This is a genomic window from Pseudoalteromonas sp. SWYJ118, from assembly GCF_015864505.1.
GTDB lineage: Bacteria > Pseudomonadota > Gammaproteobacteria > Enterobacterales > Alteromonadaceae > Pseudoalteromonas > Pseudoalteromonas arctica.
In genome coordinates this window covers 200,039-221,144 of the sequence record NZ_JADYXC010000005.1, presented here as the reverse complement: position 1 = coordinate 221,144, position 21,106 = coordinate 200,039, and the positions used below count along the sequence as shown (strand labels likewise).

9 protein-coding genes and 1 pseudogene are annotated in these 21,106 nt (G+C 39.0%); 6 read left to right on the top strand and 4 right to left on the bottom strand.

The window, feature by feature from the left end:
* Positions 1 to 78 precede the first annotated feature (78 nt).
* A complete protein-coding gene (locus I6F48_RS07930) occupies positions 79 to 1,701 on the bottom strand; it encodes an alpha-glucosidase family protein (RefSeq protein ID WP_165727403.1) in 1,623 nt (540 codons plus the stop codon).
* Positions 1,702 to 2,363: 662 nt separating this feature from the next.
* On the opposite strand from I6F48_RS07930, the gene I6F48_RS07925 reads away from it, so the two are divergent.
* From I6F48_RS07925 to I6F48_RS07900, 6 genes are all read left to right on the top strand, one after another.
* Positions 2,364 to 5,147 (top strand): TonB-dependent receptor, encoded by a 2,784-nt coding sequence (locus tag I6F48_RS07925; RefSeq protein WP_197119207.1) that lies wholly within the window; start codon positions 2,364 to 2,366, stop codon positions 5,145 to 5,147.
* 109 nt (positions 5,148 to 5,256) lie between these two features.
* The gene (locus tag I6F48_RS07920; RefSeq protein ID WP_197119206.1) at positions 5,257 to 6,747 is read left to right on the top strand and encodes a tryptophan halogenase family protein; all 1,491 of its coding nucleotides are present in this window, start codon (positions 5,257 to 5,259) and stop codon (positions 6,745 to 6,747) included.
* Positions 6,748 to 6,749: 2 nt separating this feature from the next.
* Positions 6,750 to 8,600 carry a glycoside hydrolase family 13 protein gene (locus I6F48_RS07915; RefSeq protein WP_197119205.1) on the top strand — a complete coding sequence of 617 codons (1,851 nt, stop codon included), beginning with the start codon at positions 6,750 to 6,752 and terminating at the stop codon, positions 8,598 to 8,600.
* A 90-nt stretch (positions 8,601 to 8,690) separates the two neighbouring features.
* On the top strand, positions 8,691 to 10,550 hold the full coding sequence (locus tag I6F48_RS07910) for an alpha-amylase family glycosyl hydrolase (RefSeq protein ID WP_197119204.1): 1,860 nt from the start codon (positions 8,691 to 8,693) through the stop codon (positions 10,548 to 10,550).
* Entirely contained in the window at positions 10,543 to 12,048 is a 1,506-nt protein-coding gene (locus tag I6F48_RS07905) for an MFS transporter (RefSeq protein ID WP_197119203.1), read from the top strand. Before I6F48_RS07910 ends, I6F48_RS07905 begins: the two co-directional genes overlap by 8 nt.
* Before the next feature lie 10 nt (positions 12,049 to 12,058).
* Positions 12,059 to 14,485: a glucan 1,4-alpha-glucosidase gene (locus I6F48_RS07900; protein ID WP_197119202.1), complete on the top strand. Its 2,427-nt coding sequence runs from the start codon at positions 12,059 to 12,061 to the stop codon at positions 14,483 to 14,485.
* Positions 14,486 to 14,823: 338 nt separating this feature from the next.
* On the opposite strand, the gene I6F48_RS07895 is transcribed toward I6F48_RS07900, so the two are convergent.
* The 3 genes and pseudogenes from I6F48_RS07895 to I6F48_RS21490 form a co-directional block, all read right to left on the bottom strand.
* Positions 14,824 to 16,731, bottom strand: coding sequence for an alpha/beta hydrolase family protein (locus I6F48_RS07895; protein ID WP_165741319.1), 1,908 nt, complete (start codon positions 16,729 to 16,731; stop codon positions 14,824 to 14,826).
* Between the two features lie 73 nt (positions 16,732 to 16,804).
* Complete coding sequence (locus I6F48_RS07890; RefSeq protein WP_197119201.1) at positions 16,805 to 19,990, bottom strand: TonB-dependent receptor; 3,186 nt, start codon at positions 19,988 to 19,990, stop codon at positions 16,805 to 16,807.
* Between the two features lie 318 nt (positions 19,991 to 20,308).
* A pseudogene (locus I6F48_RS21490) lies at positions 20,309 to 20,653 on the bottom strand (substrate-binding domain-containing protein); the annotation flags it as partial.
* Positions 20,654 to 21,106: the final 453 nt, after the last annotated feature.

Below are 21,106 nucleotides of genomic sequence, written 5' to 3'. Positions count from 1 at the left end.
CAAAAAAGCCCAAGTAATTTACTTGGGCTTTTTATGTTTAGAACTTAGCTGTAATATTAAGTGTAATTCTTGATGTCATTAACACTTTGCATAAAAGCAAGCGAAAGGCTCAAGCGTAAGTGTGTCTTGGCTTAATTTTGCGCTGTGGTGGCTAAGCTCATTGTATTCTTTAACGATTGATGTTGGCATATCAATACTTGTTTGTTGAGAGTTTAGATTAAATATGCACAGCATTTTTTGCGGTCCAAGCGTTCTATAAAAAGCAAGCACAGGCTCAGGCGTTTCAATAAACTCAATATCACCCTCAAGTAAAACAGTTTGGCTCTTGCGCCACGCCATAAACTCACGGTAGGCGTTTAAAATTGAGTTGCTATCATTAGTTTGCACAGCGACTGATTGCTGTTTGTGTGCATCATCAACAGGTAGCCAAGGTTTTACGTCACTAAAACCCGCATGAGGTGAATCAGCTTGCTCCCAAGGCATTGGCGTTCTACAGCCATCACGCCCTTTAAAATTAGGCCAAAATGTTATGCCATATGGGTCTTGTAAGTCTTCAAAGGCAACACTTGCCTCACCTAAACCTAATTCTTCACCTTGGTACATACATACACTGCCACGAAGGGAAGCAAGTAGGGCGGTTAGCATTTTACATTGCTGAGGGTTTATTTCGCCATTTTCACTCCAGCGACTTGCTACGCGCTCTACATCATGGTTGCTAAATGCCCAACACGGCCAACCCTCAGTCATACGTTGTTCAAGAGTTTGAACCGTAGTTCTAATATATTCACTTGAATAATCATTTGTTAAGAGCTCAAAGCTATATCCCATGTGCAGCTTATCGCCACCTTGGGTGTACTGCGCCATTGTCGCCAATGAATCCTCTGATGAGATTTCGCCAAGCGATACAGTACCTGGGTATTTATTAAGTAATGTGCGAATGTCTTGCATAAACTCAATATTTTCTGGCTGAGTGTTGTTGTAGTAATGATACTGAAATGCGTATGGGTTATCTTCACTAAAACCACGACCCTGGCGCTTATCTTTTGGTTTAGCTGGGTTATCGCGAAGTTGTGCATCGTGATAACAAAAGTTAATAGCATCTAATCTAAAGCCATCAACGCCTTTTTTAAGCCAAAACTCTACGTTATCAAGTACAGCTTGTCTTACGTCAGGATTATGAAAGTTTAAATCGGGTTGTTCGGTTAAAAAGTTATGCAAATAATATTGCCCACGGCGAGGTTCCCACTGCCACGCGCCACCACCAAAAATAGACAGCCAATTATTAGGTGCTGTGCCGTCATCTTTAGCTTCAGCCCAAACATACCAATCCGCTTTATCGTTATTTTGATTTTCGCGGCTATCTGTAAACCATTGGTGTTGATCTGATGTATGGCTTAGTACTTGGTCAATTATAATTTTAATGTTGCGATCGTGGGCTTGGCTAATAAGTTCATCAAAATCGTTTAAATCACCAAAAAGCGGGTCAATGTCACGGTAGTCACTAATATCGTAGCCAAAGTCTTTCATCGGCGATTTGAAAAAAGGTGAAATCCAAATTGCATCAACGCCTAAGCTTTTAATGTAATCAATACGATTAATAATCCCTTTTAAGTCACCAATACCATCGTTGTTGCTATCTTGAAAGCTACGCGGATAAACTTGATAAATAACCGCACCTTTATACCACTGCTTTTGGGTCATGCTTTTCTCCGTCATTCCACACAGTATTTAGACTATTCTTTATTGTGATTACGATTAATCACGTTATTTTCAAAAAGCATACGTGAAGCCTGTAATTCTGTAAAAAGTCTGCATACGTATGCACTAAAAATAATGCAATAAAATTATTTAAAATAAGCGCTTAGCGCCTCTTTGGCGGTGTTCGTTTTGTGTGTTTAATGTTTACCAATTATGTTATTCATTCATTTTTTAGTTAAATTTAACCTAACAGTTTGTACTATAAAGGAAATATACCCTTGGTTTTACTAGAAATGGTCTGACCAATTTAACACTTAGTAAATGTGCAATTATTTAAACGTTATATAACAGTGCCAATTAATTTCATCTTGTTTACATTCAAGTAGAAAGGCTATTAGTTTTCTACAAAATAGATTTAATCTGTCATGCTCTTTCAGTGTTTTTTGTTTTGTTTATTTTTAATAAAATCATATGGTTAAAGTTATGTGTGTGTAATGTATGTTAATGTTAGGCTACATTGAAATTGTTGAATACGTATGCATAAAGTTGTTAATAAAATAAATCTGGCGTTAATATTCATCCTGACAACAAAATTAGCTCGCCTTGTTTAACTATCACTTAAACATTGAACGCGGGTATCACAATATGGGTAACGGGAAAACATTATGTCTATGTTCAAACCAAGTATATTAACTTTGGCATTAACAGCTGCAGGCTTATCAAGCTTTGCTACACAGGCTGCTCAAGAAGATACAATAAAAAAAGATGATGTAGAAGTTATCGAAGTTAAAGGCTTTCGTGGCAGTGTGGTTGAGTCTATTAACACAAAACGCTTCTCTACACAGGTTGTAGAATCTATATCGGCTGAAGACATTGGCAAATTACCAGACTCTTCAATTGCTGAATCGATTGCGCGTTTACCTGGCTTAACAGCGCAGCGCTTAGACGGCCGAGCAAGTCGTGTCTCTATTCGTGGTTTTGGTGAAAACGAAAGTGGTACTACATTTAATGGTCGTGAACAGGTATCTATTGGTGATAACCGCGGCGTAGAATTTGACCTTTACCCATCAGAAATTATGAGCGGTGTAACTGTTTATAAAACGCCAAATGCAAGTATAGATGCTGAAGGCATTGCCGGTGTTATTAATATGCAAACCGTGCGCCCTTTAAGTAAAGGCGAACGTGTTGTACAAGTAAATGGACAGTATGAGCAAACCAGCTTTGATAAATTAAACCCAGATGGTAACGACGACGGTTACCGAGGTACAATTTCATACATTGACCAGTTTGCAGACGATACCATTGGTGTTGCATTTGCTTTAAATACGATGAGTTCACCAAATCAAGAAAAACGTTGGAACTCGTGGGGTTACCCAGAGTTCAATGAAAATGGTAACGATTATTCAATTTTAGGTGGTGCTAAACCTTACGTGCGTTCATCAACGCTTGAGCGTGACTCGGCAATGCTTGTTTTAGAAGCAGCACCTACAGACAATCTAAGTATGACGTTTGATGCGTTATATGTAGATTTTACAGATGAAAAAATCTTACGCGGTATTGAAGTTCCATTCGCGTGGGGACAAGGTAGTATCGACTCAAACAGTGTAGTAGTTGATGAAGCATCAGGCTTTATAACAAGCGCTGTAACCCAAGGTCAGCGTGTTGTAGTTCGTAATGACTATGAAGAACGCGAAGCCGAACTTACAGCTTTTGGTTTTAATACTAAATACGATATTGACGATTCTTGGTCAGTAGAGTTTGATGCAAGTTATTCACAAGTAGAGCGTAAAATCTGGAGTGTTGAAAGCTATTCAGGCACTGGCCGTGGCGATGCTCGCGGTGTGGCAGATAACTTGGGTTACACATTTAATGGTGGTAACACTGGGGCTACTTTTTCACATGATTTAGATTATAGTGATTATGGTTTAATTCAGTTAGGTGGCCCGCTTTCGTGGGGTGCAAGCTCTGCACTTAACGATAAATACGGTTTAACTGGTACTGAATATGAAAACCAAGCGCAAGACGGTTTTATAAATGCACCTACTATTGAAGATGAATTATCAACATTAAAAATAGCCGCTTCAAAGGTATTAGAAAACGAGTACATAAGCTCTATTGAATTTGGTATGTCTTACAAAGAACGTGAGAAAACAAAAGATTCAGAAGGTTACTTCATGACGTTATCTAGTTTCTCATTAGATAACCCAGGCATGCTTAGCGTGCCAGAACAGTACCGCAACGGAAGTGTTGATTTAGGCTTTATTGGCATGGGCGACATGATTGCTTATGACGTAAATGGCTTAGTTAATGATGGTTATTACGACTTACTTGCAGAGAGCTTAACAAATACAAGTCATGCGACTAAATCGTGGACTGTAAAAGAAGAAATCACTTCTGCATTTGTTCAAGCTAATATTAATGCTGAAGTAAGCGGCCTTGCATTAACGGGTAACGTGGGCGTGCGTTATGTACAAACTGATCAATCATCACAAGGTAATGCATTTAGTACTGTTGATGGTGTGGTTGTTACATCACCTACAAACATAAGTCATGATTACTCGCACGTATTACCTAGCTTAAACTTGTCACTTGCGATTGATGAGCAACAAACGATACGTTTTGGTGCTGCTAAAACAATTTCTCGTGCACGCTTAGATGAAATGAATTCATCAGTTAATGCTTCATATAATCAAACACCTGATGAAAATGGCAACTATTGGTCTGTATCGGGTGGTAACCCAAATTTAGAACCTAAAGAAGCAACCGGCTACGATTTTACTTACGAGAATTACTTTAGCGATGAAGGTTACTTCTCTGCTGCGTTTTTCTATAAAGATTTAACTCAGTGGATTTTTGACGGCACGTATGCAATTGATATGTCAGGCGTAGCTGACCCTTCAACAGGTGAAGCTCCTGCAACATCATCAGGTACAGGCAGCGGTAAAATAAATGGCGGCGGTGGCGATTTATATGGTTACGAGCTTTCACTGGCGTTACCATTTAAAATATTCCATCCATCTCTTGAAGGTTTTGGTTTAATTGCCAGCCATACTGGTATTGAGTCTGATATTGAAGATCAAAACGGTAACGATTACGAGCTACCAGGTCTTTCGGATAAAATTCAAAGCTTAACAGTTTACTACGAAATGCATGGTATGCAATTACGTACCAGTATGCGCAAACGCAGTGCCTTTAAAGGTGATGTATATGGTTTAGGTTTTAACACTGAACAAGTTGATATTTTAGGTGAAACTATTTGGGATGTTCAAGCGGGTTACGACTTTAGTGAAGCGGGTATTGAAAGCCTTGAAGGTTTATCAATTCAGTTCCAAGTACAAAACTTGACAGAAGAACCGTTTACGTCGCTTTCAGGCGACAATGCACTTCAAGTACGTGATTACCAAGATTACGGTCGTACTTACTTGTTAGGCTTTAGCTACAAGCTATAATAAAAACTGTGTGTAGAAGCCCTTGTAATTTGTGTTACAGGGGCTTTTTTATAGCTAGTTTACCTAACTTTTTAACCGTACTTAAATTTAATAAAACGTGGATAATAATATGAAATCAATAAAACACGTGGTAATTGCAGGCGGTGGTACCGCAGGATGGATAACAGCAGCACTGCTTAATAAAGTGTTAGGTAAGGTAATTAATATCACACTAATAGAATCATCGTCTATTGGGTCGGTGGGGGTTGGCGAAGCAACAATTCCGCCTATTATTCAACTTAATAACGCGCTGGGTATAAACGAGCAAGATTTTATTAATGCCACTAATGCTTCAATAAAATTAGGTATTGAGTTTGAAAACTGGAAAATGCCAAAGCATAGTTATATGCATGCGTTTGGCTCGTTTGGTAAAGACTTTCCTTTTTGTGATTTTTATAACTTTTGGTTAAAAGGCCAAGTTACGGGTTGCGAAGACGAGCTATGGGATTTTTCACTCAATTACCAAGCTGCTAAACAGCATAAATTTGCGCCACTCAATACAATTCCTAATACCCAACTACCTGGGCTGAGTTACGCGTACCATTTTGATGCCACACTTTACGCCGAATATTTAAAAAAGTTGGCTATATCGCGCGGTGTTAAACATATAGATGCAAAAATAGACCATGTTGAACAATGCTATACAGGCAATATTAAAAGCCTAGCACTTGATAACGATAGTCAAATTAGTGGTGATTTATTTATAGATTGCACAGGGCTGCGTGCCTTGTTAATTGAGCAAACACTTAATACAGGGTTTATTGATTGGTCTCATTACTTACCCTGTGATAGTGCTGTGGCCGTTCAAACACAAAGTACCAATGAGCTAAAGCCTTATACGCGCTCCATTGCACATAGTGCAGGCTGGCAATGGCAAATACCGCTGCAAAACCGTATTGGTAATGGCCTTGTTTATTGTAGCCGATATTTATCAGACGATGATGCTAAACAGCTGCTTCTTCAAAAATTACCCGCTGAGCCAATTACAGAGCCACGCGTTATAAAATTCAAAACAGGTCGACGCTTAAAGCAGTGGCATAAAAACGTGGTTGCGGTTGGTTTATCAAGTGGGTTTTTAGAACCGCTTGAGTCAACCAGTATTCATTTAATTCAAACTGCGGTTACACGCTTAATTAAGCTATTTCCTCACAATGGCATTAGCGATGCGATAGTAACTGAGTTTAATAAACAAAGCGTAATTGAAATAGAGCACATACGTGATTTTATTATTTTACATTACAAACTCACCGAGCGAGAAGACTCCCCGTTTTGGCGTCAATGTAGGCAAATGGATATACCAAATTCCCTTACCCATAAACTGAATTTATTTAAACACACAGGCAAAGTAATACGTGAAGATGATGAACTATTCGCCGAAGTTGCTTGGCAGCAAGTCATGATAGGGCAAGGGCTTATCCCTGGTGACTATAACAGTATTGTTGATTCACTAAGTGATGATCAACTGAGCGATTTATTCTCTACTTTAAAAACGTTGATCAGCTCAACTGTAACGCAGTTACCAACTCACCAGAATTTTTTAGCCAGCATTAAAAAGGTATAACAATGCGATTTTTAAACACACTTTTACTAGTAAGCGCATGTAGCTTACCAAGCTTTAGTTATGCACTTAATGTAGAGCCTGCCAATTGGTGGGTAGGCATGAATAAAAATAACATTACAGTACTCGTGCATGAGCAAAATATAGCTAACGAAGAATTTAAATTAGATAAGTATAAAGGGGTTGAACTTAATAACGTAACACGTACCGACAACCCTAATTATGCTTTCCTTCATTTAAATATTAGCGATAACGCCAAAGCAGGAACGCTCAAGTTTAACAGCACTAATACAGCGCATAGCTTTGAGTTTCCTTTATTTACTCGAGATAAAAATAGCGCGCAACGCCAAGGTTTCACAAGTGCAGATGCTTTATATTTAATTAACCCAGATCGCTTTGTAAATGGCGACTCCACAAATGACACCGTTAAAAGCATGCTAGAAGCTGCAAATCCAGGCTTTAAAGGCGGGCGACATGGAGGGGATATTCAAGGTGTTATTAACGCATTACCGTATTTAAATAATTTAGGTGTAACACAACTTTGGCTTACTCCAGTGCTTGAAAACAACATGCCAGATTACTCTTATCATGGTTACGCGATTACAGACTTTTACAACGTTGATCCGCGAATGGGATCGAATAACCTATACAAAACGTTATCAATAAAGGCTAAAGAGCAGGGCATTGGGCTTGTTATGGATATGGTGCTTAATCACTTTGGTGCTGAGCACCCGTGGATGAAGGATAAACCAACTCAAGATTGGATTAACTTTAATGGGCAGTTTGAAAATGGCAAAAATGCCACAAGCCATGCGCGCCAAACAATTCAAGATCCACACGCAAGTAACTACGATAAACGCCAGTTTAGCGATGGTTGGTTTGTCGCTAGCATGCCAGATTTAAATCAGCGCCAACCATTATTAAATGAGTATTTAATTCAAAACGCTATTTGGTGGATTGAATACGCCGATTTAAGCGGTATTCGTGTAGATACCTATTCTTATTCAGATAAAGCGTTTTTAAGTGATTGGACAAAAGCCATTATGGATGAATACCCACACTTTAATATTGTTGGTGAGGAGTGGACTTCAAACCCTGCAATAGCGTCGTATTGGCAACGCGGCAAAGTAAATAAAGATGGGTACACATCAAGCTTACCCAGTGTAATGGACTTTTCACTACAAGAAGCGGTAATTCAAGCTTTAAATGAAGATGAAAGCTGGAGTACAGGCTGGGTTAAAGTATATCAATCATTAGCTAACGATTTTTTATACCCAGATACCAATAACATTATGGTGTTTGCTGATAATCACGATATGAGCCGAGTATATACAGAGCTTGGGCAAGACTTAGCTAAAACTAAAATGGCGATGACGTTATTTTTAACAACGCGCGGCATTGCTCAAATGTATTACGGAACGGAAGTAATATTAGATAACACGCCGAGTAAAGATCATGGTGATATACGAATTGATTTTCCTGGTGGGTTCAAAAGTCAAAAAACTAATGCGTTTACAGGTGCTGGTTTAAGCGAAGAGCAGCGCGATATGCACAAGACCATTAGCACGCTACTTAACTTTAGAAAGCATAGCCCTGCGCTTGCAAAGGGTAAGCTCGTTCATTTTAGTCCGCAAAATGGTGTTTATAGTTATGCTCGCGTTAGTGATACGCAAACTGTATTAGTTTTTATGAATAAAAACAAAGTAACACAAAAGCATAATCTTGATTACATGCAAGAAGTTATACCAAAAAATGCCAATGCGCAGGCATTATTCACACAACACACTTTTAAACTAACTAACAGTATTGACTTAAAGCCAATGGCTGCCACGGTATTAGTGATTAATACGCCGTGAATGTTTAAGTGAATACGTATGCAGCAACTGTATGCTTGCTGCAGTTATCTTTAGTATAAAGCTATAACACTACTGACAAAAAGACACACAATGAAAAAATCAGTTTATGTACCCGCATTACTGTGTAGCGCACTTATAACAAGTGCCTGCTCAGATAATAATAAAACCGAACCGCAGCAAATGCCTAAACAGGCGCAAAATGAGTTAACAAAGCCTGTTGTATACCAAGTGTTTACACGTTTATTTGGTAACACACAAACCGCAAATGTACCTTGGGGTACAAAAGAGCAAAATGGTGTAGGCAAATTTGCTGACTTTAACGATGCTGCATTAGCTGGCATTAAAGAGCTAGGGACGACCCATGTTTGGTATACCGGTGTTTTGCACCATGCGTTAGTGGGCGACTATACACAGTACGGCATTAGCCAAGACGATCCGGATGTAGTAAAAGGCCGTGCAGGTTCACCTTATGCAATCAAAGATTACTACGACGTTAACCCCGATTTAGCCATAAATGTGACTAATAGGTTGGGTGAGTTTAGTGATCTGATTGAGCGCACTCATCAACATGGTATGAAAGTGGTTATTGATATTGTCCCTAACCATGTTGCGCGTGATTATAAATCAGTAGCAAAACCCAAAGGAGTAAAAGACTTTGGTGAGCAGGATGATAAAAGTAAAGAGTACGATAAAAATAACAACTTTTATTATGTACCAGGGCAGTCTTTTCAGGTTCCAACATCACAAAGCTATACAGTTTTAGGGGGTAATACTCACCCTTTAGCTGACGGTTTTTTTGATGAAACGCCAGCGAAATGGACGGGGAATGGTGCGCGTGCACCCAAGCCAGATATTAACGATTGGTACGAAACCGTAAGAGTGAATTATGGCGTTAAGCCTGATGGCAGCTATGATTTTCCTACATTACCTAAAGAGCTAGAAAACCAAGATTATCGCGCTCATTATGCGTTTTGGCAAAATAAGGAGCTGCTTAATAGCTGGTATAAATTTAGAGATATCACTCTTTACTGGCTTGATAAAGGCGTTGATGGTTTTAGGTACGATATGGCCGAAATGGTGCCGGTTGAATTTTGGAGTTTTTTAAATTCATCAATAAAAATGCAAAAGCCCGATGCGTTTTTATTGGCTGAAGTTTACAACCCACAAATGTACAGAGCGTATATTCAGCAAGGAAAAATGGATTACTTGTATGACAAAATCGGCTTTTACGACACATTAAAAGCCATTATGCAGGGTAAGCAAGCTGCTAATACTATTTTTGCAGCTCAAAGCCAAGTGGCTGATATTGAAGCGCACATGCTGCACTTTTTAGAAAATCACGACGAACAACGCATTGCTAGCCCTGATTTTGCAGGTGATGCACGCTGGGGGAAACCAGCAATGGTCGTTTCTAGCTTAATGAGTCGCGCACCTACTTTATTATATTTTGCCCAAGATGTGGGGGAGGACGGATCTGAAAACGCAGGTTTTGGCACATCTACTCGCACCAGCATTTTTGACTATATTGGTGTACCAGCGCATCAAGCATGGATGAACAACGGAAAATTCGACGGCGCTAACTTATCGAGCGAGCAAGCATCACTTCGTGATTATTATAAATCAATAATGGCTCTTAATCGTTTACCCGCTGTTGTAGGTGGAACCATGTCAGAGCTTTTACTTAGCAATAGCGAACGCGTTGTTGGTTTTGTACGCTCGCTGGGACAGCAATCTGTTTATGTTTTTAGTAATTTTAGTGAGGAGCCACAAACGGTATTAATTAATTTAACACCAGAGCAAGCAAATACCTTTGAGCGAAATAAACCGCTACACGACTTACTTGAACAAAACACGGTAAAGATTATCACTGACAAAGAAGTTACAAAGCTTATGCTTTCGCTAGATGCATTTAGCAGCGCAGTTTTAACTAATAAGGCTAATCATGAATAATCAAAATAATAATTATGACAGCAACAAACCAAATCTAAGTTTTTGGCAAATATGGAATATGTGCTTTGGCTTTTTAGGTATTCAATTTGGTTTTGCACTACAAAACGGCAATGTGAGCCGTATTTTTCAAACCCTAGGCGCACAAGTTGATGATATTCCTATTTTATGGGTTGCAGCACCTTTAACGGGTTTAATAGTGCAACCAATAATTGGTTATTGGAGTGATAAAACATGGGGACGTTTTGGTCGTCGTCGTCCATTTTTTTTCATAGGGGCGGTACTTACTACTATCTCACTCTTTATCATGCCGCATTCACCAACCCTTTGGATTGCTGCAGGTATGTTGTGGATTATGGATGCGTCAATCAACGTTACTATGGAACCTTTCAGAGCACTTGTAGGCGATAACTTGCCAGAAAAGCAACGTGCTACAGGCTACGGCTTACAAAGCTTTTTTATTGGTATTGGTGCGGTATTAGCCTCAGCGCTACCATGGATGATGACTAATTGGTTTGATGTTAGTAATACCGCTGCTGCAGGAGAAATACCTGAGTCTGTTAAATATTCATTTTATTGGGGTGGGGTCGTATTGCTAGTCGCAGTTCTTTGGACAGTTATGCGAACCAAAGAATATAGCCCTGAGCAATTAGCTGCTTTTGAAAACCACACTGCCAAACCGACTAACACCGCATTAGTAGATATCAACTTTAATAAAGGTGCCATTATTTTTGTGGTGCTAGGTTTAGCAACCCTTGCATTAGTAATGGGTTTATCGCTTGAAAAAGAGTTATACCTACTTGCTGGTGGCTTACTAGCGTTTGGTATTGTGCAGTGGATAGCAAGCGCATTAAAGGCTGCTAACAAAATACAAGGCGGTTTTTACCAAGTAGTACAAGATGTATTTACCATGCCAGAGGCAATGAAGCAGCTTGCTTGGGTGCAGTTTTTTAGCTGGTTTACGTTATTTGCTATGTGGATATACACCACAGCCGCAGTAACAAGCTTTCATTACGGCAGCAGTGATGCAACAAGTAAAGCCTTTAACGATGGGGCTGATTGGGTCGGCATTTTATTTGCAGCTTACAATGGCTTTGCGGCTATTGCCGCTATGTGTATTCCATTCTTAGTTAAAAAGATGGGCTTAAAAGGCGCACATTGCTTTAACTTACTACTAGGTGCATTGGGCCTTGCGAGCTTTATGTTTATAACAGACCCAAAAATGCTTCTTATTCCAATGATAGGCGTTGGTTTTGCATGGGCTTCTATTTTATCACTTCCTTATGCAATGTTAAGTAATGCACTACCGAGTAATAAAATGGGCGTGTATATGGGGATTTTTAACTTCTTTATTGTTATACCGCAATTGCTTGCCGCTAGTATTTTAGGGCTTATTTTACGCCACGTATTTTCTAACCAGCCTATTTACGCATTATTAATTGGTGCTGCATCATTCGTTGTTGCTGCGATTGCTGTAATGCGCGTTAAAAATTCAAACTAAGGGTCACACAATGAAAAAATATAACCTTATTACTACCGCTCTTTTAACTTTGGGCTTAACAGCCTGTGGTGCACAAAATACGAATAACGAAAATATTGACGCTACAGTTTCAGCAGCTCCTGGCGCACCAGGTGCACCAGGAGCACCAGGTGCTGAACCATATTGGGCTTACGCGGGTAAAACCGGAATTGGTACTTCTTTTGAGCAATACCAAAACGGCCAATATAATAACAATGCTGCGACAGGTGAAGTATCAAAAGTATGGTTTTCAATTGCCAAAGGTATGATCACCGAAACTATGTTTGGACTCATTCACCAAGCTCAAATTAAAGATATGCAGTTTGTAGTAACCGGTAAAGATTTTACAGTCACTGAAGCTGACGACTTAGACGTTACAATTGATTACTTACATAAAGACGATAAAGGCAGACCACTATCGCTTGCTTACAAAGTAACAAGTACAGATAAGAAAGGGCGTTTTACCCTCGAAAAACACATATTCACCGACCCTGACGGACAAACATTGTTTGTACGCAGTATTTTTAATACATCACTTAAAGGCGTGAAAGCGTATGTTGCTGTTAACCCTTATATAAACAACAACGGCTTAGGTGATTTTGCAAAAACCACTGAGCAAGGCTTAGTAGCATGGGAAGATGATAATTTTTTAACGTTGCAATCATCTACGCCATTCAAAATGCAAAGTGTAGGCTTTACAGGTGTGAGCGATGGCATCACCTCACTTAAAAAACAAAACACACTAAGCAAACAATATTCAAACACTGGCGATAAGGCCGGTAACGTCACTCTGCTGGCAGAGCTTGGTAATATCGATAGTAATACCACATTTGATTTAGCACTAAGCTTTGGTAAAACGCAGCAGCAAAGCCAGCAACAAGGTGCACAGAGCTTATCTAAAGGTTATCAAAATGTGCTTGATGCCTACAACGGTAAAGGTGAAGCGCTAGGCTGGGAAGATTATTTACAAAGCCTTGAGCCATTAAATACAATGGTTAAGCAAACAGCCGATGACGGTAAGCTACTTTATACCAGTGCAATGGTACTAAAAGCGCAAGAAGACAAAACTAATGCGGGTGCGCTCATTGCCTCACTTTCTAATCCTTGGGGTGAAACTGTTTCAGCCAAAGAGGGTTCGACTGGTTACAAAGCGGTATGGGTACGTGATTTTTATCAAGTAGCTATGGCATTTATGGCCTTAGGCGATACAGCGACTGCAAAAACGGCCTTCGAATACCTTGAAAAAGTACAAGTTACTAGCAAAACCCCCGGTAACAATGGTGATACAGGATGGTTTTTACAAAAAACACATGTTGACGGTGAACTTGAATGGGTAGGGGTACAGCTAGATCAAACGGCTATGCCGATTATGCTTGCGTGGAAGTTACATCAAGCAAACGTACTAAGTGATAACGAACTTAAAGATTGGTACGCACGCATGCTAAAACCGGCAGCTGACTTTTTAGTTGATGGCGGAAGAGCTAAAATTTTATGGAACGACATGCAAATCACTCCACCTGCTACACAGCAAGAGCGCTGGGAAGAGCAAAGTGGTTATTCTCCCTCTACAACGGCTGCCGTTGTTGCTGGCCTTATAACAGCCAGTGACATAGCAACACTCAGCGGTGATACTCAAAATGCAGATCGTTATTTAGCAACGGCTAAAAAGTACAACAATGATATAGAATCGCAAATGTTTACCACCGAAGGTAATTTAAAAGGTGATAGCACCGATGGCGAGTATTTTATTCGTATAGGTCAAGACACCGACGCTAACTCTAATACTAAAATTAACGCCAACAATGGCCGTGAAGGTTTTAACAAAAAGCAGATTTTAGATGGTGGTTTTTTAGAATTAGTCCGCTATGGAGTAAGAAGTGCCAACGATTCAAGTATAGTTAAAACCCTACCTGAGTATGACGACGAAACGCTTGAAGATAACTTACAAGTTAAATACAGCTTTAACTTTACCGATGGTAGCGGCACATTTGCAGGCTATCGCCGTTATGGCAACGACGGTTACGGCGAAGATGAAACCACAGGTACTAATTACGCCGAAAGCAGGAGCAACACGCCAGGCCAACGTGGTCGTGTATGGCCATTTTTTACAGGTGAACGCGGACACTATGAAATAGCGGCCGCAAACGCAAATAATACGCTAGATGATGCAAAACAAGCGGACATTAAAAATAGTTACGTAAAAGGGCTAGAGCAATTTGCTAATAGCGGCATGATGCTACCTGAGCAAGTATGGGATGGCGTTGGCGTAAATAAAGCAGGTTATGAATTAGGCGAGGGCACAAACTCAGCAACACCTCTAGCTTGGACACACGCAGAATACATCAAGCTTGTACGCTCACTCAGTGATAAACAAGTTTGGGATTATTACCCTGTGGTTGCCGAATCGCTTAAAGACTAATATATAATACCAATTCGCTTAATTAAGTGAGCTATTTTGAGGCAGGAAAAACGTGTTGTTAGCTAGGCAAAAAATTCGCTATTTAGTTGTTCTCGGCAATTGCTCCTGCATTGCTCTACCTTCTGCATCCATGCAGTCGTAAATGAGATTTTTTTAACGCAGTTAGCGACACGTTTAGCCCCGCAAAATGATTAAGTATTATTGCGGATTGGTATAAAATGCTGTAGTTATTAAAAAAGGCTTCTAAATAAATTTAGAAGCCTTTTTGTTATGTACTCACTTAATATTAAAACAAAAGAATGCTCTTCAAATAAAATGAGTGTCACTTTTTAGTTACATTATTTGAGACCACACTTATTATCAAACCATGATAACAACTCGGTATAAAATTCTTTTTTATGATCGTAGAAAAGCGTATCAGAAAAGTGATCAGCATCTTCAAGCTCAATATATTTAAAGTCTTTTTTGTACTTCTCAAGCTCAGATACGAAGTCTCTACTGTGTTTTACTGGAACACGACTGTCGATATCACCATGCACAACTAGTATAGGAATATTTACTTTATCTACTTGCTCTACAGGAGAGACACCTGTAATCGTAGGGCGTTGTAAAATACTTAAAAAGCGATTTTCGTTAAGAGTTGCATTAATACGGCTTAAATCACTTACCCCTGCACCGGCAACAACACATTTATATATGTTGTTTTCACGCATAGATGCAGCAAATGCAGCATAACCGCCATAACTCCAACCAAATAAAGCAAGCTTATCTTTTGTTGCTAAGCCTTTATCTATTAAATATTGTGCCGCGTCGTCTAAATCATCTTGTTTTTTCAAGCCCCAGTTATTATCACCGGCTATCCAATGCTCCAGACCGTACCCCGTAGATCCACGATAGTTTGGTTGAATAACTACGTAACCATGATAGGCAAGTAACTGCGCCCAGTCATCAAATACAACAGAGTCACGCACCCAAGGACCACCGTGAGGAAGTACTATCGCAGGGTAAGGACCTTTAGTCGCAGGGATGGTTACATACGCTTTTATTTTGCGTCCATCTCTTGCTTTATAAGAGATATATTTAACGGATCCTAATTTACTTTTATCAATAAACGGAAGTCGGTCACCAATTTTAGTCAGCTTCTGCTTATTAGTAACAATGTAATAGCTGCCTGGGTTATCGTCAGCAGATACTCTCACCACTAATACGTTATCGTTATCAGAGCTACTAATGATTTGTACAAACTTATCTTTAAATAAAGAAGCAACAGATTCGTTAAGTGCTTGAAGGTTTGGGTCTGTGAAATAAAACTTAGGCTGCTTGGTTGTATAGCGAAAGCCTTGTAAAGTGCCGTCGGTATCAAGTATAACACCGTCTGTATCTACAGATTTAAGACCAAATTGACGTTCAGAATACTGACCTGTTTTAATATTGTAAATATAAATGCCAGTCGTATTTTCGCCTAAGTTGGCGTTAACATAAACTTCGTTAGGATTACCTTTTGCAAATCCTAATATCTCAAAGTTTTCACGCTTTTTAGGACTAACTTGCTTAATTACTTTCCAATCATCATTGCCTTTATCTCGGGCATAATAATCGATTGCGTTATCAGATTTATTCCAACCTTGGGCTATTCTTATTTCACCATCGTAGTCAGAAACAAACGAGCCTGATACTTTTTCATTTCCGCGCATTACAGTAACGCTTCGTCCAGTGTTAATATTAAATCTCACTACATCTGGAATGTAGTTATTATTAATATCAACTTCTACAAGTACTTCATCTTTTTTGTCTGGAAGTATATTTATTATATTAAATTGAACATTTCGCTTTTTCTTAAATGGTAATAACCAGTCGCCTTTACCATCTGCATCAGTTATTGCAAACTTATTAACCCAGTATTTGCGACTTCCATCTTCTAGTATTTGTCTAAACATAACGCCTATTTTTTCATCGTTTAACCATACGATGGAAGATATCAGCATTTTATCAGCGCCCAACCTTACGGGGTCTGCTTCTAGGTTATTTGGATCTCTTATCTCAATTATATAGTCACCATTTTTGGTAGTCGCTCTTAAAATAGCAAGCTTCTTACCATCAGGTGATGCTACAACACTACGAATAGCAGATGACATTGAGAAAGCATCGATACTGCTCACTTGTGTCGCATCTTCAGTTTCGCTATTAGCGAAAGAAGATAGGCTTAGTAAGGTAAATCCTACTAACATTCTTTTTTTAAGTTTCATTTTTTATTCCCTCAAAAAAAATGGCCTAAAATTTTAGGCCATCTGGATTGAATATATACTCAGCCAATTCTAATTAAAAAGAAGCTGTAAAACTGATGTATGGGCTACGTCCTGAAGTATCATAACCAACACCTAGAGGGATGTTAGTATTTGAGAAAGAACCATTTGGGTCTACTTTTGGTGGAGCTTCATTAAATACGTTACGTACACCAAAGTTCACTTTATAAGCATCGTTAGACCAAGTCATACCGATGTTATGTACAAAGTAGTCATCAGTGAAACCAACAGGGCGACATTTAAGTGGAGCACCATTTGCGTCAGTTAAACCACGACAACCTGCAGTACCTTCTTCGAATTCACCTAAATCATCTTCATCTTCACGACCTTTACCGATGAAACGTGTTTCCCAGTTAAACCTAAAATCAGAATATTTAAGTTGTAAGCGTGCTGTACCGCGCCATTCTGGTGAATCTGGCTCACCCATATTGTCATCAATAGTACCAAGTACATCAAAAACTTGCTCTGTCATGCGCGTGGCTTGAAGGTCTAGTGTAATACCTAAGTTTTCTTCTGCAATTACCGTATCTGTTTCAAAGTAGATATTGTAATCAAAACCTTTAGAAGAGATTAAACCAATATTGATAAAGCTAGCATCAACTAAATCAATTTGACCATTTTCGTCACGGCCGATACGGCTACAAAAAGCATCATTACCATCAGCAGAATAACACTGACCAATACTGTAGAAAGCACTTGGCTCTGCAATACTATTTGTTACTTCAATATCAAAACGAGTTAATGACATTGTTAAATCAAATGCATCAGTGAACGGTTGTTCAAAGATAAAACCGTATGTTTTAGCCACTGATGTTTCAGCACTAAGCTCAGTTGTACCGCCAGTTTCAATCTCAGCGCTATAAGTTCCAGTATATGAATCAGTCCCACCTTGACCTAAACCAAGAGTAGTTGGATCAATACCTGATGCTTGACAAGCGTTTAATACCGCTGTATCGCGTGTTTCTTCAGCTGCATTATATGTAGCTGCTGAACCTGGGTTCAATGGGTCAATATTACGAGCATCTTCCGGAACAACACATGGATCGGCAACTGTATTAAAACCAGACGTACCGTTTAAGAAACGTTCACGTAAGTTTGGCGCTCTATAAGAAGTACCTTTTGTAGCACGAAGAGTAAACCAATCAACAGGACGGTAGATAGTTTTAAGACTATAAGTTGATTCAGCATCGTAGAAAGATTCCTCAGAAACACGGCCAGAAGCTGTAAATGTAAGTTCTTCAGCACCTTTAACTCCTTTAAGTAAAGGGAAGTCAACTTCTGTAAATATTTCTTTTAGATTACGAGAACCATCAGCGCCTTGGTCAGCAAAGTAGCCCCATAGTAAGCCTTGTGATGCTGCTGCATTAGGATTTGATTCAATCTCATCACGACGATATTCAATACCAACGATACCTGCAACAGTTTCGTTATTCCATGGTAGTGCGAAGAAGTCACCACCCATGAATGCATTAAAAACAAACTGGTTTACTTTAGTTTCGATGTCGCGGTCAATAAATAAATAGGCCGCTTCTTCAGGTGAAAGCGTACCGCCACCTTCTTGGTAAATACTGTCTGCAAATAAATTAACAGGAACACATCCATCAGAACCGGTACCACAGGTAACAGTACCATCATCATTAAGAACAGCGGTTTCTAATGAGTTAATTAAGCGTTCTTCATCAATACCAACACGGTGGTCAGTACCTTTAGATGCGCTGTACGATACAGACGCGTCGTAGTACCAATTGTCTAAACCAATGTTTTCGAACATACCTAGATTACCAGTAACACCGGTAACTAAACGATATTGTGATACTTCAACCTCAGTTTGATCACGGTCACCACGGATATTGATGATTGGCTGAACGGCCTCAGGTCCACCAGGGCCCACACCTAACACGCCAAAACAGTCAATACCGTTTGTACCACAAGGGTTATATGGGTTTGATGCCGCTACTTGTTGAAATATTTGTGCACCAGGGCTAAAAATTGGAGATTTACGACTCGCATATAAACCTTCGTAGTAGAAAGTTGTATCGTTATCATCTTGGAAGTTATATTCACCATTAAGCATTAGTGAAATACGTTCATTTTTACTTCTGTAATCACCACTTTTGTAGTAATCAGATTGTTGGAAAGCGTATAGAGGGTCTTGGAAATCAACGTCACGGAAACCATCTCCGTTACCATCAACAAAGACACCATCATTAATACCATCGCCATCGAAATCGCCAGCTACCCATGAAGGTAAAAATCCTTCAAGACTTGATGGTACAGTTGATTCGCTGAAGTTTGGAATACCAGTGTTTGTAAAGTTAGGAGTGTAATAAACACTACCAAAGAAAGAAGGTACGCTAATACGATTTGTTAGAGGGAAAATATCACATGAATCTTCACCACTCGCCACAGGACCATAGCCACTGTTTCTCGTTACGATACTGCCATCTTCAGCTTCCCAAATACGCTCTTCACACCCTTTAACAAAAGGGTTACCAGATAAAGATTGAGATTTTTGTTCTGAATATTCAACGCCTACAGTGATAAAACCATTATCCATGGTTTTGCCCCACATACCCGAAAGTACAGTTTCTTCACCGCCTTCACCTTTAGGTTGACGATAAGATGCATCAAAAATAAAACCTTCAACATCTTTTTTCAATATTACGTTAGCTACACCCGCTACCGCATCAGAACCATAAACGGTTGATGCGCCATCAAATAAATTCTCTACACGCTCAATCATTACGCCAGGTATTAAATTCAAATCAGGGGATGTTGGTGCACCACCAACGCCAGCAGGAGCCATTCTTCGGCCATTAATAAGTACAAGAGTTCGTTCAGCACCTAAACCACGAAATCCGATTGTTGCAGCGCCCGGACCGTTATCTAGTACAAAACCACCAAATGTATTATCTATTTGAGCACCAGCCGCTTGGCTGGTCGATTGAAGCATTGAGCCTGCATCAAATAAACCCATTTCACGAGATAAGTCGCCATTGATAATTTGAATTGGTGATGCATTTGAAAATTCAGCTTTTCTTATACGTGAGCCTGTTACAACTATTCGTTCAGGTGCTTCTTCTTCTAATTCTACGTCTGAATTCAAGTCATTTTCTTGAGCTAGCGCGTTAGGCGCTAAGGCTACAGAGCCTAGCAATAAAGAGTACCTTATTGCATTTGATAGAGCTTTAGTTTTAAACATATGTAAATCCCTGAGATATTGTTGTTATTTAGGCTATAAAGTTACAGATCAAGATCATAGCGGTACAATAAATTTACATTATAGAAACAAAATAGTAAATGCAGTTAACAATTTACTGTTGCTAAGGAATGTGTAATTGATGTTTTTTTGATGAAAAAGTATAGTTTTTTGGGTGGTGTTTTTTTTAATTTATTGTTTATTATATGATTTTATTGTTTGTAAATGAATGTGAACAGATGTAATCAGTATTTGCTTAATTAAGAAGGCTCAGCTTGACCTTCTAGAAGTGAGAATAGGATTTACTAGGGCACTTTGTACTTATTCACCACATATCAATTTTAATAAGTTCTCTACTACATTTGCCCAGCAACAGTGGTGTTTCGATCTATTGTAGTTAGTTGTGAGTTTACGTAATTTGCAATGACTGTAATAACAAAGCCGATGCAACAAATTTTGGTACGTTAATATTAGCTTCTTTAAGTGCACGTATAGCGCCAATAGCAATTAAGTCGCTTGCAGCAAATAAGGCGTTAAATTTAATATTATTAGCGATAAGTGAACGGCGTGATACTTCAATTATTCAGTGGGTATAGTATTAGCCATTTTTCGCTCTCTTATTTTAACGTTATTAGCAAGTAATGCGCTAAATGATGTAAAACAAGCTGATATTAAAAATAGTTATGTAAAAGAGTTAGGGTAATTTGCTAATAGCGGCATTTTTTTACCAAAATAAGCGTGGGATGTATAGGTGTAAATAAAGCAGGTTATAAGTTGGGTGAGGACACAAACTCAGCTACACCTAAAGTTTGGATACATGCAAAATATATTAAGCAGGTACGTTTACTCCGTGGTAAACGAGTTTGGGATCATTATTTGGTGGTTTTCGAGTCATTTAAGTAATGATTTAGAAATTATATGACATAAAAAAAGATTTTAATTAGGCGTTTTTTTTTCTAAATTAAATTCCGTTTTTTGCAACGGTATAGGGTTTGTGAAGTGTAGTGTGAATATTTATGCTAATTAAGTGGGATAGTATTTTGATAGGGGTTTTAAGTCAATTGTATAAGAGTTGTTCTTTAATGGTGTTTATGGCGCTGTTTTTATAAATAATGGAGC